The organism is Antarcticirhabdus aurantiaca (genome assembly GCF_009765365.1).
In the GTDB taxonomy this organism is placed as follows: domain Bacteria; phylum Pseudomonadota; class Alphaproteobacteria; order Rhizobiales; family Rhizobiaceae; genus Antarcticirhabdus; species Antarcticirhabdus aurantiaca.
Genome location: NZ_VTOM01000011.1, coordinates 119,345 through 134,562, shown reverse-complemented (window position 1 = coordinate 134,562; position 15,218 = coordinate 119,345). Strand labels below are relative to the sequence as shown.

Below are 15,218 nucleotides of genomic sequence, written 5' to 3'. Positions count from 1 at the left end.
AAAACACGATACAGGACGCCTTCTCCCATGTCCATTCGCCCGCTCCTTCGCGCGCTCGGCGCCGCCACCCTTCTGTGCCTGCCGGCCGCCGTTGCACGCGCCGAGGCGCCGGACGTCGTCGCCTCGATCCGCCCGCTGCATTCGCTCGTGTCCGCCGTGATGCAGGGCGTCGGCGAGCCGCACCTTCTCGTCGACAGCGCGCAGTCGCCGCATTCCTACGCGTTGAAGCCCTCGGACGCGGCGAAACTTTCCGAGGCGCGGGCGGTATTCTGGATCGGCCCACATTACGAGACCTTCCTGACGGACTCGCTGCCCAACCTCGCGTCCGGTGCCAAGCTCGTCGCGGCCGACGACGCGCCGGGCATCGAGCGCCTTCCGAACCGCGAGGGCGGGGCCTTCGAGGCGCATGACCACGGCCATGGCCAGGAGCATGGACACGATCACGCCGAAGCGGGCGGGGATCACGACCATGATCATGAAGCCGAGCAGGCGGAGGCGAGCCACGATCACGAGGGCCACGAGGGGCATGGCCACGGCGAGTTCGACCCGCATGTCTGGATGAGCCCGGCCAATGCCGAGCGGATCGTCGACGCCATTGCCGCGGAACTCGGCGGCATCGACCCTGCCAACGCGGCGACCTACGAGGCCAATGCGGCGGCCGAGAAGGCCAAGATCACGGCCGCGGCCGAGAAGGCGAAGGCGATCCTGGCCGCCAATACCGGCAAGGGCTTCGTCGTCACCCATGACGGCTTCCAGTACTTCGAGCACGCCTTCGGGCCGAAGGCGGTCGCCTCGGTGACCATCAATCCGGACGTGACGCCGAGCGCCGGTCGCGTCGCCGAGATCAAGGCGAGGATCGCCGAGACCGGAACGCGCTGCCTCGTGTCGGAACCGCAGTTCCCGAAATCGCTGACCGCCCTCTTCGCCGACGAGACCAGCCGCATCGCGCCGCTCGACTATGTCGGCATCGACCACGCGCCCGGGCCGGATCTCTACACCGACCTCATGATCGAGAACGCGGAGAAGCTGCACGCCTGCCTTAACGGCTAGGCGCTCCGCCGCCCACCGACCGGCTCGAAAACGAAGCACCCCGGCGGATGCGATCCGCCGGGGTGCCGGTGCGTCGTCGGATGGCGCGAAACGCCCTCAGGCGTAGACGCTCATGACCTCTTCGAGGAGCGCCAGGGCTTCGGACTTCTCGCGCTGGAAGGAGTTGCGGCCGATGATCGAGCCGTTGCCGCCGCCGTCGCGGATGCCGCGGACCTCGTCGAGCAGCTCCTCGCGCGTCTTGGCCGCGCCGCCGGAAAAGACCACGATGCGCTTGCCGGCGAACGAAGCCTGCATGACGTGCTGCACGCGCTCCGCGATCGTCGCGCTCGGCACGTGGTTCTTCTCGTAGGTCGACTTGGCTTCCTTCAGGTCGATGTAGTCGCTCGGCAGCTTCACCTTGATGATCGTCGCGCCCATCAGCGCGGCCATGTGGGCGGCATAGGCGATGATGTCGAGCGCGGTCTCGCCTTCCTTCGACACCTTGCCGCCGCGCGGATACGACCAGACGACGGTCATGAGACCCTGGCTCTTGGCCTCGTAGGTCAGCTCGCGCAGCTCCTCCTGCATGTCGTAGAACTTGTCGGAGCCGGGATAGATGGTGAAGCCGACGCCCACGCAGCCGAGGCGCAGCGCGTCCTTGACCGTGCCCGTCAGCGCCTGATCGTTGGAACCGGCGGCGAGCGAGTTGCCGCTGTTCAGCTTCATGATCAGCGGAACCTCGCCGGCGAAGGTGTCGGCGCCCTGCTCCAGGAGACCGAGCGGCGCCGCGTAGCCGGACACGCCGGACTCGATGGCGAGGTTGTAGAGATAATGTGGGTCGTAGGCGGCCGGATTCGGCGCGAACGAGCGCGCGGGACCGTGCTCGAAGCCTTGGTCGACCGGAAGGATGACGAGGCGGCCGGTGCCGGCGAGGCGGCCATGCATCAGCAGGCGTGACAGGTTCGCCTTGAGGCCGGGTGTTTCACCCTCGTACCAGGACAGGATCTTGCGGACTGTTTCTGTGCGGATCATGGGAGAATCACCTTCGCCTTCATCTCGGACGGTCTTGGCCGCTGTCGGCCTGACACTCCTTGTGTCGGTAGCCGGGCGTCCCGTCCAGAGAGGCCGGACCGCGCTTCGCCATTAAAATCGGTTGAATGAAGGGTCGTCTTCAACCACCGTTAAGATGCGTGTTTGGGCGTGCACGCGGGCCCGCGGAGGACCTGCAGCACGCCCGCTCGATCCTTGGGGGAACCGATCATGGCCGACCACCTGAAGCTGTACCACAATCCGCAGAGCCGCGCCGTGATCGCGCACTGGGCTCTCGAGGAAGCCGGCGCCGAATACGACCTCGTGCCCGTCGACTTTCAGGCCGGCGACACCCGGCGCCCGGACTTCCTGGCGCTGAACCCGATGGGCAAGGTGCCGACGCTTCTCCTCCCCGACGGCACCGTCGTCACCGAGACGCCGGCGATCGTCGCCTGGGCGGCCGATGCCTATCCCGAGGCTCGTCTTGCGCCGGCGCCCACCAGTTCCCAGCGCGGCGCCTATTACCGCTGGCTGTTCTTCGGCAGCGGCTGCTTCGAACCCGCCATGACCGAGGTGATGATGCGCAAGGAGGCCGCTCCCCTGCCCCGCTCGACGGTCGGCTGGGGCACCTTCGACGACGTCGTCAGCGCGCTGGAAGGAACGCTCGGGAAGACGCCGTATCTTCTCGGCGACGGTTTCAGTGCGGCCGACCTCTACATCGCCTCGCAGCTTTCCTTCGGCTCGATGTTCGGCGCACCGCGGCTGAAGGACAGTTTCGTCCTTCAAAGCTACATCGAACGCTGCGTCGGCCGCGAGGCCCATCGGCGCGTCAACGCCGGCTGACGCTCCGCCGAGCCAATGAGTCGGTTCGGCACATTCGACGCGTTAAGGGTGAGATCAAAATCCACAACCTTACCACAACCAAAGGGAGAGATTATCCACACGCCTTGAGTTAATCTCGTTCGGCGAGGCATCGGCTCGTCGATGCTGGTCTCCTGGTCCAGGCGGTGGCGATGGTGCCTTCCACGATGCCGGCGATGACGGTGCTCCCGGCCTCGCGCGATCGCGCGGGGAGCGATCCATGACGAGCCTTCATCTCGATCATCCGCGATCGACGCTCCCCGCTGATCCAGCTCCCGCCGGCATGCCGATGGATTTCAGCCTCGCCGGCTTCGGGGGCATGGTGGGCCGGCAGGCGCGCCCCATGCTGCTCACGCTCGTCGCCGTGCTCGCCGCCGCCGGCCTTGTTCTCGCCTTCCTGTCTCCGCGCTTCGATGCGTCGGCGATCGTTCTCGTCGATGCGAGCCCGCAGAACCTTCTTCAGCCGGACGCCGACGCTCCGGCCCCGGACGGCGACACCGTCGACGGCGAGGTGGGCATCCTGCGCTCCGACGGAATCCTGCTCGAGGTCATCGAAGCGACGAACCTCGTCGCGGATCCGGAATTCGGCGCCCGTCTCGGGCTCGCCGGAAAGATCGGCGTCGCGCTTCGGCTCGGCGGCGCGGCGCCGTCCGGCCCGGATGCGCTGAGCGCCGTTCTCGACAACCTGCGCGGCGCGCTCACCGTGCGCCGCCAGGGCCAGACCGGCCTCGTTTCGGTCGGCCTGCGCTCGATCTCGCCCGAGCGCGCGGCGACGCTCGCGAACGCCGTGGTGGAGGTCTACATTCGCCAGCAGATCGGCTCCAAGGTCGATGCGATGCTCCTGGCCCGCGAAGCACTCGAGCGCCAGCTCGAACGGGCCCGGCAGACGCTGGTGGAGGCGGAGGCCGCCTTCAGCCAGTCCGTGTCGGACAATCTCGACGCGCTGGTCTCGTCTACCGGGCAGGCGGACCTCCTGACCCTGCACGCGGCCCTGCGCGATCTCGTCGCCGAGCAGGCCCAAACGAGCGAGACGGTCCGGGTCCTGAGAAGCGAGGTCGAGCGCAAGGACTGGACGGCGCTGCTCGCGCAGCTCGACGACGACGCGGCCGAGGAACTGGCGCGGCAGCGAAGCCGGATCATGCGCGCGCTCGCCGGCGCGACGCCTGGCAGCGCCCCGGAAACCGGCTTTCGCGCCGAGCTCGCGGCCGTCGAGGCCTCGGTGTCGACGCAGGCACAGGAACGGATCGCGTCCCTCGAAGCGGCGCTGTCGGACGGCGAGACGCGCATCGCCGCCGCGCGCCAGGAACTGAATGCGGCGCTCCTGCACGCCGGCCTCCCCCCCGACATCCAGGCTCGGTTCCACGAGATCCTGAAGGCCTCCAAGAATGCGGCGACGCTTTACCAGACGCTTCTCTCGCGCTTGCAGCAGCTCGACGCGCAGGCGCTTCTTCAGGTGGCCGACAGCCGGATCGTTTCGCGAGCCCGCGCTCCGGTCGCGCCCGCCTTCCCCAACGTGCCGCTCGCCGTCGCCGTCTCCATCCTCATCGCTTCCGGCGCGGCTCTGGGCGTCGGCTGGCTTCTCGACGCGAGACGGGGCGGCTTCACCTCGGCCGAGGAGCTTCACGCGATAACGGGGCGCCGGGTCGGGGGTCTGGTGCCGAAGATCCGAGGCGCACCCGACCAGCTCACGGTCGCCGACGAGATCGTCGACGAGCCGCTCTCGCCCGCCGCCGAAAGCCTGCGCCGCCTGCGCGCGGCCGCCGACCGGGCGCTCGCCGGCCGCAGTCCCGGGCCGCTGCGCCTGCCCCGCTGCGGAGCGGTGGTGATGGTCACGTCCGCGCTGCCGGGCGACGGCAAGACCACGCTCGCCCTCGCTCTGGCGCGGACCTGGGCGGCCGACGGGCGGCGTGTCCTGGTGATCGACTGCGACCTGAGGCGCCCGAGCATCCACCGGCAGCTCGGCCTCGACCCCGCGGCCGCGCTCGCCGATCTCCTCGACGGCAGCCTGCCGGCCGACGGGCGGCGCGGGTTCGCCATGCAGGATCCGCTGAGCACGGTGCGCGTCATTCCCGGCCGCGACATGGCCTCGGTGAACGCCGACGCGTTGCTGCGCAGCGCCGCCTTCGGCGAACTCCTGGAAGCCATGCAGGCGATCTTCGACATCGTCGTCCTGGACACGCCGCCGGTCGAGCCGGTGATCGACGCCCTGCACGTCGCCGGCAAAGCCGACCTCTTCGCCTTCGTGGTCAAGGCCGGACGCACGCCGCGCAGAGCCGTTTCCAACGCCCTTGCCAGCCTGACGGAAGCGGCAGACGGGCGCGGCGAAACGCTTCTCGTTCTCAACGGCCGGAGCGGCCGTACCACACGTCTCTACGGAACGTCGGCGGGATAAGTGCGCGGGCAAGCGTGCGCCGCCTTCGCCTTTAGGTGGCCGTACGCCCCGCCGGGCGCGCCGCGCAAGGGTGAGCCGCGCCACCAGAGACGAGCCACATCCTGAGCGACGTCAGCGTCGGCGCGGAGGGCTGGCGGTGCCGAACCGGCTGCAGCGGCGCGCCCTGATGGCGGCCTGATCGGCGGCAAGTTTCCGCGCGGTTCTGCCGAGACGGCTTGCGAAGCGGCGGGAATATGCTATCCCCGCCGCGTGGAGAGGTGGCCGAGTGGTCGAAGGCGCTCCCCTGCTAAGGGAGTATACCGGAAACGGTATCGTGGGTTCGAATCCCATCCTCTCCGCCACAAAACATCGGAATCATTAGGATTTCAGATGCTGCGCGAGCGGCATCTCTCGTCTGCACGTGCCGCCGAGAAGCGGTACAGGACGAGAACAGACGCCCGTTTCAACGAGCTTCCCGCAAGATTTCCGCAAAGTGCCTCGCCCTCCCTCTCCGACGAGATGAAGGCGGCGATCGCCAAGTCAGTCGCGGCCATGCGCTCGGTGAAGGTGCCGGCGCTGGGGCTCAAGCTCCCGAGGGCGTCGCTATGAGCCTCCATGGCATGATGGGCCTGGTGGCCGCGATGGATGTCGGCTATCGGCGGGGCGATTTCACCACCTTCTCGATCCTCTCGCCGCCGCGCTGGGACTTCGACGCCTTCCGTTTTGCCGGCGAGGCGCCATGGCCTCAGCGGCGACGCCGGCCCAAGGCTGAGAAGCGCGCCAAGCGGAAGCCGATGATGTCGCCGATCGTGTTGCCCGAGCTCCCGCTCCCGCCCCCGTCCCCGTTCCCGCTGACGACTTCCAGGATCTGCAGATCGCGCATCGCCCCAAGGTCTAGCGCGCGCTCGATGCTCTCCGCCGAGAACGCGCCCTGGTTCTCCAGATCGAGGTCCTGCGTGAACGGGACGTTCCGTAGGATGGTGATCTGCGTTCCGGCCGGCGGTGCGACCCCGAAGGTCACGGCGCCGCCGTTCGCCGCGTCCACGCCCGACACCGTGTATTTGCCCGGGTCGACCGTCGAGCTCGTGACGCCGACGGTGCAGAGGACCTTCAGGTGCGACGATGCCAGAACGCGAAAGGCGTAGGGAACACTGACGGAACTGCCGTTGCCGGCATAGGGTCCGGAGCGGAGGGTCGTGGAAGAAACGGTCATGGGCGCCTCGATTCGGTCGAGGCACCGTAGAAGTGGAGGGTTGTTGCGGTGATCGCTCCCGCATTCCGCCCTTTGGACTTAGCGGAGGCGCCCGGCCACGTGCCCGTCGAAGCTCCGATGCTGCCGGAACGCTGCGCCGCCGGCCTTGAGGCGCATGGCCGGTCGCTCGATAAGGAACCAGGAGGCCAGCGCGAGTATGGTGGTCACGGCCGCCGAGATAAGGAAGAGGGTGATCGGGTCCATGGCCCCACCGTTCACCTGAACGAGGAGCTGCTGGATTGGAAAGGCGTAGAGGTAGAGGCCGTACGAGATGTCGACGCGGTCGAGCGCGCTGAAGGCGGAGAGGCGGGCGGCAAGTCCGATGACCAGCCAGGGCCAAGCGAGGAGATAGATCGCCGGGAACCATCGCCAGTCGATCTGGCCGGCGGCCAGCGCCGCCGCGACGCCGAGACCCGCCAACAGGGTGACGGCGGGCGAGACCGTCCAGGGCCGGTCGATGAGCTTGATCAGTGCGCCGCCAGCGAATAGCGCGGTGAAGCGGCTGAGGTTGCGGAGTTCCATGCCCCCTTCGTAGTGGAACAAGATTTGCCCGAAAGGGAAGGCCTGCGACACGACGAGAGCGTAGCACATCAGCATCAGGACCAGCGCGCCGCGCCAGTTGAAGCAGCCGCACCAGGCCATGACTAGGAGAAAACCGTAGCAGGTCGCTTCGATCGGCAACGTCCAAAGCGAGCCGTTGACGACGGGCGTCGTGTTGGTCTCGAACACGCCGGGAAGGAAGGGCTGCCATGCGTAGACAAGAGCGTTGCGGAAGTAGGCGTAGGTCTCGCTCTCCCGAAAATAGCTGTCGCTCGTCGTGGCAAGGGGGCCTATCACGAATACAGTGACGGCGCAGAGCACGAAGAGCGCCGGCAGAATGCGCAATGCGCGGTTGCGTAAGTAATCGCCGAAGCTCGCGCTGCGACGAAGCGAGCCGCTGATCAGGTATCCGCTGACGACGAAGAACAAGTCGACGCCGACCGTGCTGGCCGGCAGGAGCCCCGTTGCCGCCTGCACAGGGTCGGCGATGTTGGCGCCGAGAACGTAGGGATGGGTGAAGATGACGAGGACGGCCGCAATAAGCCGAAGCGCCGTGAACCCGTTCTCTCGCCCCATCGCCGCCCTCGCAGGTTATCATTGGAGCGGGGTACTAACCCAACCGCCGCGGCCACGCTACGGCCTCTGCTGTGAGCCGCCTGAGCACGCATGACGTGCGGGCCGCATTGCCTTCGTAGCCCCCGCTGGGCATGAATTGGCCAACCGCGGCAGGCGGCCTTCTCGCCATTCAAGGACATCTCGTGAAATGGCCCTTCTCCGCCTCTATGCCCGTGTCTGGTCAGCTATCGAGCGGCTGCCGACGCGCCAGCGTGAGGTCGAGTGGTGGCAGGCCTTATTCATCGTCGCCTCCATCGCGACCGTGGCCGGCCTCTTCCTGCAGGAAACCCGGTTGCGCGGAATGGATGCGGCACTCTTTGGCGTGGCCGTCATCCTGATTTTCGCTGCGGCCCTTGGCTATCTGGCCGCCGGCCTGCGCGGCTTTGCGGCTATCATATTTGTCACCGTCATGGGGTGGCTGGCGCTTACGGTAGGCGGCGCGGCGCTCTTCGTCCTCGCTCAGTTGAGCAGTTGACGATCCCCGAGATAGGGCACGGTCGACTGACCATAGTCCGTCATGCGCCGCTTCTCCTGCCGCTTCATGTAACCCGGCGAGATGGCGTTGCATAGCTGGTTCACGATCAGGAAGTCCAGCGTGGGGCGAACGTAGAATAGGTTCACGAAAGGCGTGTTCCCGAGCGCGAGCGTCAGCGCCTCGGTGGCCGGCGCCTTCGCCTCCTGCCCCGTTACCTTGCCGATGACGGCGTCGCGCGTCTTAAGGGCCACCTCGCCGAGCGCTGCGAACTCCGCGGTCGTCGGTCCCGCGATCGTGTCCAGCAAGCCACCGCCGCAGCGGTTTACTGAGCCGAAGAGGAAGTCGCCGTAGATGCCGGTGACGCCGCCTTGGATGAAGGCCGCGCCCCAGGTCTCCGGGTCTATGGGGTCGCGCGGCGGCCAGTAGCCACGCAGCATGTCCTTGACGACGATCGACATGTAGCCGGCCATGGTGAGGCCGGCGAGAAGCGAGCCAACGTGAGCCGATCGGTCGAGGGACGAGGCATCCTTGCGATGCCCGTAGAGCACCCGTCCGCCGACGCGCTGCGTGAATGCCACCGGGAAGCCCTTGAACTGGCCAATGAAGCGGATGGCCTCGCCCGCGACGGTCCCGGGCCGATCGCCGGCCGTCATCGTGCGTCGCGTGCGCGCATCGACCTCGATCAGGCCATAGTTCGTCTCGTCGGCCACGAAACGCAGAAGCGCCATCTCAAGGCGGCGGCGGCCATCGGCGACAATCTCGCCCGTCTGCTCCGCCAGCTTCGCCTCCCGCTCCTCGCGCGTGCGCTTCGACTTCGCCTCGTCGACCTTCAGCGCGGCGCGCGCGGCGGCGATGCGGCCCTCGACGGTCGGCAGGATCACCTCGTCGGGCAGATCGCGGATCCGGTCGGGCGTGACGTAGATGCCGCCCTCGTCGGTGCGGAACTGAGCCTGACGGATCGCATCCCACTGCGCTTCGTCAATGCCATGCAGGCCGAGGACGTGCCGATAGGCCGGCGGGAGATCGCCGAATCCGGTCTTCGCACGCATACCCATCTCGGCGGCGATCGTGCGGGCGGCCGTCGCACGCTGAACGTCCGTCCACCAGGACAGGCCGTTGTAGCGGAAGAACTTCTCCTGGAGGCTCGCCAGCTTATGCGAGTCTCCAGCACATCCTCGAACTGCGGCCGGACTTCATCAAAGTCGACATGAGCCTCGTGCGCGACGTCGATCACTGCCCCTCCCGCGAGGCGCTCCTGTCCGGGCTCATCCGCTACGCCGCCACTGTGTACAGCCGCGTCCTGGCCGAGGGCGTGGAGACGGCCAGCGAACTCGCCAAGCTGCGCAGCATGGGCGCCCATCTCGCTCAAGGCTTCCTCCTCGGCAGACCGGCACGTGCCCGGATGTTCGGCGGATAGGACCTTCGGCTTCCCGGAAGCACAAACATGGAAACGCCTGCCGGGGATGACCGGCAGGCGCTGAATGATGCCATTCCGGCGGGAGGATGCCCCGCCGCGCTCCTGCGCCGGACTATTCCGGCCACATGCGATATTGCGAATTGGAGACCGCGCCCATGCCGAAGCGCGTGTCGCGCGTGGAGCGGATCTCGTCCTGCGCCTTGAATACGGCGCGGGCTTCGCGCCAGCGGCTGAGCTTGAGGTTTGCCCAGCCGCGCAGGAGCTCGGCATCGCGGGACTTGCCGCGCGATGCCTGGCGCTGATCGAGCGTCGCCAACGCCGCCTCGTAGCGGCCGGCGTCGAACTGCGCCTGCGCCTGGGACATCATGGCGTCGCGCCCTCCCTTCGTGCGCCGCACGGAGCCGTGCGTCGAGGCCCTGGACGACGACTGCACCGAGGCGCGGCGGGTGCTCCGGGTGGAGCCGGCAGCCGGACGCTCGGGCGCGGCGGCCGCCACCTCGAAGTCGGAGAGCTGAGGGAAGGTCTCGCCGTAGCGCGCCTTCAGCGCGGCGACCGTCTCGGGGTCGTTCTGGCGGGCGGCGACCGACGCAAGGCCCGTCACGCCTTCTTCGGTCGGCTTCCAGTCGACGGACTTCTCGAACCATTCGCCGGCTTCCGTCACCTTGTCCTGGTTGAACAGGTGCCAGCCGATGGACTGGGCCCCGAGTGCCGAGCGCTTGTCGACGACGAAGGCGCTGAAGCGCTTCAGCATGTCCGGATCGATCGCGCTCTCGCCCTCGCTCGCCATGACGGCGTCGGCGACTTCGCCGTCCTCCCCCGTCAGGCGTTCGGACATCATCTCGATGTAGATCTTGGCGAGATCGGGCGAGGCGGCGCGCTTGGCATAGGCGAGGTCGAGGGCCTTGGAAACGTCGCCCCCGTTGCGCAGCGACAGGACGTAGCCCTCGACGAACTTCGGATCGCGACCCCAGCTCATCGCCGCCTGGAACCAGCCGCCGGCGGTGCTCCATTCCTGGAGGCCATAGGCATACCAGCCGATCAGCGCCGCGTCCTCGGCCGAGCGGGTCTTGGCGACAAGGGCGCCGAAGGTGGCGAGGCGATCGGCGTCCACCGGGTCGGTGGACGTGCCGGCCGCCACCGCGCCCATCGCGGAGCGCAGGTCGGCGAAGCGCACGCTGTCGAACTCGCCCGCCCCGTTCGGGGCGATCCGGGCGAAGGCGGACAGGGCGCTCAGGCCCTCCGGCGGCAGCAGGCCGGACGCCTTCTGCCAGCTGGCGAGGCGCTCGGCCGGAACCTCGCAATGGGCGAGGATGTAAGCGTAGAGGTCGTAGGCGCGCGCCATGTCGCCGAGCCGGGCATAGGCCTCGCCCACCTGCCAGAGGGCGTTCATCTCGCCGCAGACGAGAAGGCTCGGCCGCTCCTGCGCGGCGGCGATGACCGCGGGCCAGTTCGCGGCAGCCGCGGCCGCGGCGAGTGCGCCGCGGGCCTCCGCGTCCGCCAGCTTGGTCGTCAGGTCCGCCGAGGGCGTCCAGTCGGGCGTGCGCTCACGCTCCGCGTCGATGGCTGCGCGGGCTCCCGCGACGTCGCCGGCCGCCAGGCGGTCCCAGAACGGCTGCTCCTCGACCTGGTTCACTTCGACGAACAGGTCGGCGGGCGGCGCCCAGTTCGGATGCAGCAGCTTCAGGCGACGGATTTCGGCGCCGACGCGGCCGAGGTCTCGGGTCGAGGCGTAGTAGCGAAGCGCCCGCTCGTCCACGGCGTTTGCGACCGGCTGAGCGGTCGCGCCGCTGGCGGCGGCGGCTGTCGGCATGGCGAAAGCCGGAGCGCTGATGCCCGGAGCGGCGGCAGCGGTCGCCGCTTGGCCCGGGATGGCGAAGGCGGCGGCGGGCGCCGGCTGGGGCGCGGTCACGGCGACGAAGGGATTGGCACCGGGAACCGCGCCGGCAGCGGGAACAGGCGGCGGCGCAGCGGGCAGCGGAGGGGCAGGCAGCGCCGTATCGGGCGCCGCGCTCGCGATCGCGGGAACGATCTCGTTCAGGCCGGGATAGGTGCTGCGGGCGAGCGCTTCGTTGTCGTACGTCTTGGCCGCGACGCGCGGCGACGCCGGGACCGCCGGGACGGCGCTTGCGCTGGTAGCCGGGGCGGCGGGGATGCCGCCGAAGCCGGCGGGAGCGGCCCAGGTCACCGCGACGCTGAGGAAGGTGGCGGACAGAAGCGTTGTGGGGCCCTTCAGAGACATTGCGGATACCTTTCCGAGAGAGCCATCTGGCTGAGAATGTGAAGGGTGCTGGCGTAGTAGGTGGTGGGCGCGAAGGCGGCGGTCGCCGGCGCCTTCGCCTGCTCGCCGAGACTGCAGACGAGGGCGTCGACAAGGGCCTGGTAGCCGGGATCCAGCATGGGCTCGACCGGCACGGCCTCGTCGGGCGAGAGCCGGAAGACGGCCGGTCCGTCGTTCGGCTTCGGCGCCGAATAGGCCTTCGCGTAAGGCGCGACGATCGCCGCGTTGTCGCGCGAGGCCCAGGCGAAATAGAGGGGCACGCGCACCGCGTTGTAGCCGGACAGCGGCTCGAAGCCATCGGCAGGTCCGATCGCTTCGCCGCCGAGGGCGGCCCAGTCGGGCGCAAGCGGATAGCCGGCCTCCGCCAAGCGCGCGGCGAGCCTCGCGCCGCTCGCCTCGAGATGCAGGTCCGCGAAGTTCGGCGATGCAGCGGCCAATTCGGCGATGGCCGGCATGACCCAGTAGGACAGGTTGACGACCGGCGCGCCCGGCCGTCCCTCGGCGAAGCCGTCGACGCCGGGCAGCAGCATGGCACCCTCGTCGGTGTGCAGGACGGCGTGCTCGGCGATGGCGTCGGCGAGCGCGAGCGCCGCGTCCCGCAGATCCGGCGCCTCCCATCGATGTCCGGCGCGCAGCAGCGCCCAGGCGATCAGTAGGTCGCCGTCGGTCGCATTGTTGCGGTCGGCGACGTGCGGCGTCGCGCTGGGGTCCCACTTCCAGGCCGCGAGACCGTCCTCGCGCAGGAAGAGCTCGCGCTTCGTCCACGCCCACAGGTCGTCGAATGCCGCGCGGTCGTTCGCGGCGACGGCCATGAGCATGCCGTAGCCCTGCCCCTCGCTGTGGCTGATGCCGCCGTTTTCCTTGTCGACGATCCGCCCGTCGCTCGTCATGAACAGGCTACGATACAGGGCGAAGGACCCCGTGACGTAGTCGCCCGGGAGAACGGGCGCCGGAGCAGCGCTGCCGACGGCGGCACCGGACAGCACGGCCGCGGTCAGCATGGGCAGGAACCGGCTCACTTGCCGCCCTTGCCGATACCGCGCAGGAAGAAGCGCGTCGTGGCCGCGAGAAGCAGGCCGAGCAGCATGACGACGAACAGATAGTTCTCGGTATGGCGGGAGAACCAGCCCGCCAGGATGTAGCGGCTGTTCTGGATGGAGAAGGGCTGCGTCTGGAACAGGCGCTCGCCCTGCGCCGCCACCGTCGACACCGTGCCGTCGCGCGACAGGAGCGTGGCGGCGCCCTCGATGCGCGGCCAGACATCGGGCTGGACGAGACTGCGAGCGCCCTGCTCCAGCTCCTCGGAGGTGCGCGCGGCGATCACCGTCCAGGCGGTCGAGGCGGAGCCTGCCATCGGCGCCTGAGCGAGGGTCACCAGCGTGTCGGCGCCGGGCTTTACCGCGGCGCCGGCCGGCTCGTCGCCGAAGACCTCGGAGGACCAGCCGAAGGCGTCGAGGAACGAGCGGGCCGCGGGTTCGACGAAGGCGAGGAACTCGTCCTTCAGGTCGGCCGTATCGGAGAAGGCGGCGAGGAGGTTGGACGGGCCGGTCGCCGCGTTGGCGGCGATCGACAGGATGCCGCCCTCTGCAGGCGCGTCCTCGCCGAGCGTCGCAGCGCTGGCCCCTTCGACCGGATCGAGGCGTACCGCCTGGGTCAGGGAGACCGGCAGCGAGGCGTAGGTGCCGGCGGCCAGGACGTCGCCGGTCTCGCCGACGGGCAGGGCTGAGACGAGGCGCACCTTGTGCGTACGCCCGTCCGCGAGGGCCGTGCGCGATAGCACCGAGGCCGCGGCGCCGAGGCCCGCAGGATCGAGGCCCGGGACGAGTACGGTGAGGCCGTCGCGATCGCCGCCCCGATGCTGGCCGCCGCCGGCGAAGGCGGCGACGTCGGGCAGGTGCCCGATGCGCGCGAGATACGGCATCTTCAGGACGGAGGTGTCGGACAGGGCGAAGCGCACCGCGGGGCTCGCCTCGGCCGCGGGATCGCAGACGGCGTCACTGTCGCGGGCGAGGTTCGCCTCGAAGGACAGGATGTTTCGGCCGGGCTTCAAGGCGCCGAGCGGGATGCGCAAGGCTTGGCGGCTGATCCGGCCGGCACGGGCCGAGCTCAGCGACAGCGAGGAGACTTCGCGGCCGTTGGCGCGCACCAGGAGCCGGGCCTGGGAACCGAGGCCCGCGGCATAGGCCGCATCGAGCACCAGCGAGGCGTCGGCATAGTCGGCGGCATAGAAGTCGGCGGGCAAGGTGAAGGCGACCTCGTCGCGGAAGAAGCGGCCGGCAAATTCCTTGGACACGAAGCCGAGTTCGGCGAGCGAAGCGGCGCGGCCGGCGCCGAGAGCGTGGCCGTTCTGCTCGTCGTGGGCGCGAAGCCCGGCGGGGGTGCCGGCCGCGCTCGTCTCGGACACCTCGGCGGCCAGGAGCGAGACGGTGCGGGACAGCTCACTCGCCGTCGCGCTCGACACCGCCAGGAGGGCGCGCCCGCTCGGCGCGGGCTGAAGCAAGGCGACGCCGGGAACCGTCGTGTTGGGGCTGGCCGCGACGACGGGCAGTCCCGCGGCCGCCAGATCGGCCGGCGTTCCGACGGCGACATCGAGGCCGGGACCGGTGCCGGGCCCCTCGCCGAACTCCACCGCGGCACCGTTGAAGCCGCCGAGCAGGATGGCGGCCTGGACGGCCTCCATGACGGTGCCGATCGCGTCGGGGCCAGCGTTCGGCGGCAGGATGCCGCGGACGAGGAGCGGCTCGCCGCCGTTGCGGCCGAGCGCCGGAAGCTCTCCCAGACCCGCCAGCCGCGTGACGCCGAGCCCGAAGTCGATGCCGCTCGCCGCCGGATCGATGCGCGACCAGAGCTCGTAGGTGGCGTTGATGGAGCAGTCGACGCGATGGTGCTGCGTCAGGGCGAAGCGCACCGCGTTGTAGCCGGGCTGAAGCAGGCCCGGCGGCAGGTCGACGGCGAGGCGCGCATCGCTCCCCAGCCTCGTCGAGGTGACCGCGACGTCGTTGACGAAGACCTGGATGTTGGAGGTTTCCGGCGCGATCGACACCGCGCCGGTCAGGGCGAGAACGAGGCGGGCGGGCCGTGACGTTTCCTCCGCCGTGACGAAGAAGGGCAGGCTCGCGTCGGCCATCTCGCCCGAGAAGGTGAGCGCCGCCTGGCTGTCGCCGAAGCGCCGCAGGGTCGGCGCAACCGTCGCGTTCGCCGCGGCCGGTGACGGTGATGCGACGGCGAAGGCCGAGGCGGGGGCCACCGGGACCGTCTGGGCTCCGGCGGGCAGGCAGGGGGCGAGAGCGGCACCGGACAGGAGCAGCCCGGACAGGATGCGCATCTTGGAGACCATGACGTCCCTCCGTT

At 69.4% G+C, this 15,218-nt stretch carries 12 protein-coding genes and 1 tRNA gene; 6 read left to right on the top strand and 7 right to left on the bottom strand.

Going from position 1 to position 15,218, the window contains the following annotated elements; genetic code table 11:
- Window positions 1-27 precede the first annotated feature (27 nt).
- Window positions 28-1,050, top strand: a complete 1,023-nt coding sequence (locus FZN60_RS14725) for a zinc ABC transporter substrate-binding protein (protein ID WP_158874249.1) — start codon at window positions 28-30, stop codon at window positions 1,048-1,050.
- A gap of 96 nt (window positions 1,051-1,146) precedes the next feature.
- On the opposite strand, the gene FZN60_RS14720 is transcribed toward FZN60_RS14725, so the two are convergent.
- Window positions 1,147-2,061 carry a class I fructose-bisphosphate aldolase gene (locus tag FZN60_RS14720; RefSeq protein WP_158874248.1) on the bottom strand — a complete coding sequence of 305 codons (915 nt, stop codon included), beginning with the start codon at window positions 2,059-2,061 and terminating at the stop codon, window positions 1,147-1,149.
- 228 nt (window positions 2,062-2,289) lie between these two features.
- Between FZN60_RS14720 and FZN60_RS14715 the strand changes: the two genes are divergently transcribed.
- The 3 genes from FZN60_RS14715 (at window position 2,290) to FZN60_RS14705 (ending at window position 5,652) form a co-directional block, all read left to right on the top strand.
- Entirely contained in the window at window positions 2,290-2,901 is a 612-nt protein-coding gene (locus FZN60_RS14715) for a glutathione S-transferase family protein (RefSeq protein ID WP_158874247.1), read from the top strand.
- Window positions 2,902-3,139: 238 nt separating this feature from the next.
- On the top strand, window positions 3,140-5,311 hold the full coding sequence (locus FZN60_RS14710; protein ID WP_158874246.1) for a GumC family protein: 2,172 nt from the start codon (window positions 3,140-3,142) through the stop codon (window positions 5,309-5,311).
- 251 nt (window positions 5,312-5,562) lie between these two features.
- Window positions 5,563-5,652 (top strand) — tRNA-Ser (locus FZN60_RS14705).
- 383 nt (window positions 5,653-6,035) lie between these two features.
- On the opposite strand, the gene FZN60_RS14700 is transcribed toward FZN60_RS14705, so the two are convergent.
- Together FZN60_RS14700 and FZN60_RS14695 are read right to left on the bottom strand one after the other, a co-directional pair.
- Window positions 6,036-6,503: a hypothetical protein gene (locus tag FZN60_RS14700; protein ID WP_158874245.1), complete on the bottom strand. Its 468-nt coding sequence runs from the start codon at window positions 6,501-6,503 to the stop codon at window positions 6,036-6,038.
- Window positions 6,504-6,581: 78 nt separating this feature from the next.
- On the bottom strand, window positions 6,582-7,658 hold the full coding sequence (locus FZN60_RS14695) for an acyltransferase family protein (protein WP_158874244.1): 1,077 nt from the start codon (window positions 7,656-7,658) through the stop codon (window positions 6,582-6,584).
- Between the two features lie 187 nt (window positions 7,659-7,845).
- Here FZN60_RS14695 and FZN60_RS14690 point away from each other — a divergent pair, with 187 nt between their 5' ends.
- Window positions 7,846-8,172 (top strand): hypothetical protein, encoded by a 327-nt coding sequence (locus FZN60_RS14690; protein ID WP_158874243.1) that lies wholly within the window; start codon window positions 7,846-7,848, stop codon window positions 8,170-8,172.
- Here FZN60_RS14690 and FZN60_RS14685 read toward each other — a convergent pair.
- Window positions 8,157-9,221, bottom strand: coding sequence for a hypothetical protein (locus tag FZN60_RS14685; protein ID WP_158874242.1), 1,065 nt, complete (start codon window positions 9,219-9,221; stop codon window positions 8,157-8,159). The genes FZN60_RS14690 and FZN60_RS14685 overlap by 16 nt on opposite strands.
- Between FZN60_RS14685 and FZN60_RS29160 the strand changes: the two genes are divergently transcribed.
- Window positions 9,203-9,589 (top strand): EAL domain-containing protein, encoded by a 387-nt coding sequence (locus FZN60_RS29160; protein WP_158874302.1) that lies wholly within the window; start codon window positions 9,203-9,205, stop codon window positions 9,587-9,589. The two genes, FZN60_RS14685 and FZN60_RS29160, sit on opposite strands and share 19 nt — an antisense overlap.
- 112 nt (window positions 9,590-9,701) lie before the next feature.
- On the opposite strand, the gene FZN60_RS14675 is transcribed toward FZN60_RS29160, so the two are convergent.
- From FZN60_RS14675 to FZN60_RS14665, 3 genes are read right to left on the bottom strand one after another with little or no spacing between them, the layout of a single operon-like run.
- Window positions 9,702-11,828 carry a hypothetical protein gene (locus FZN60_RS14675; protein ID WP_158874241.1) on the bottom strand — a complete coding sequence of 709 codons (2,127 nt, stop codon included), beginning with the start codon at window positions 11,826-11,828 and terminating at the stop codon, window positions 9,702-9,704.
- Window positions 11,819-12,886 (bottom strand): family 8 glycosyl hydrolase, encoded by a 1,068-nt coding sequence (locus FZN60_RS14670; RefSeq protein ID WP_158874240.1) that lies wholly within the window; start codon window positions 12,884-12,886, stop codon window positions 11,819-11,821. Before FZN60_RS14670 ends, FZN60_RS14675 begins: the two co-directional genes overlap by 10 nt.
- Window positions 12,883-15,204 (bottom strand): cellulose biosynthesis cyclic di-GMP-binding regulatory protein BcsB, encoded by a 2,322-nt coding sequence (locus FZN60_RS14665; RefSeq protein ID WP_158874239.1) that lies wholly within the window; start codon window positions 15,202-15,204, stop codon window positions 12,883-12,885. Before FZN60_RS14665 ends, FZN60_RS14670 begins: the two co-directional genes overlap by 4 nt.
- Window positions 15,205-15,218 lie beyond the last annotated feature (14 nt).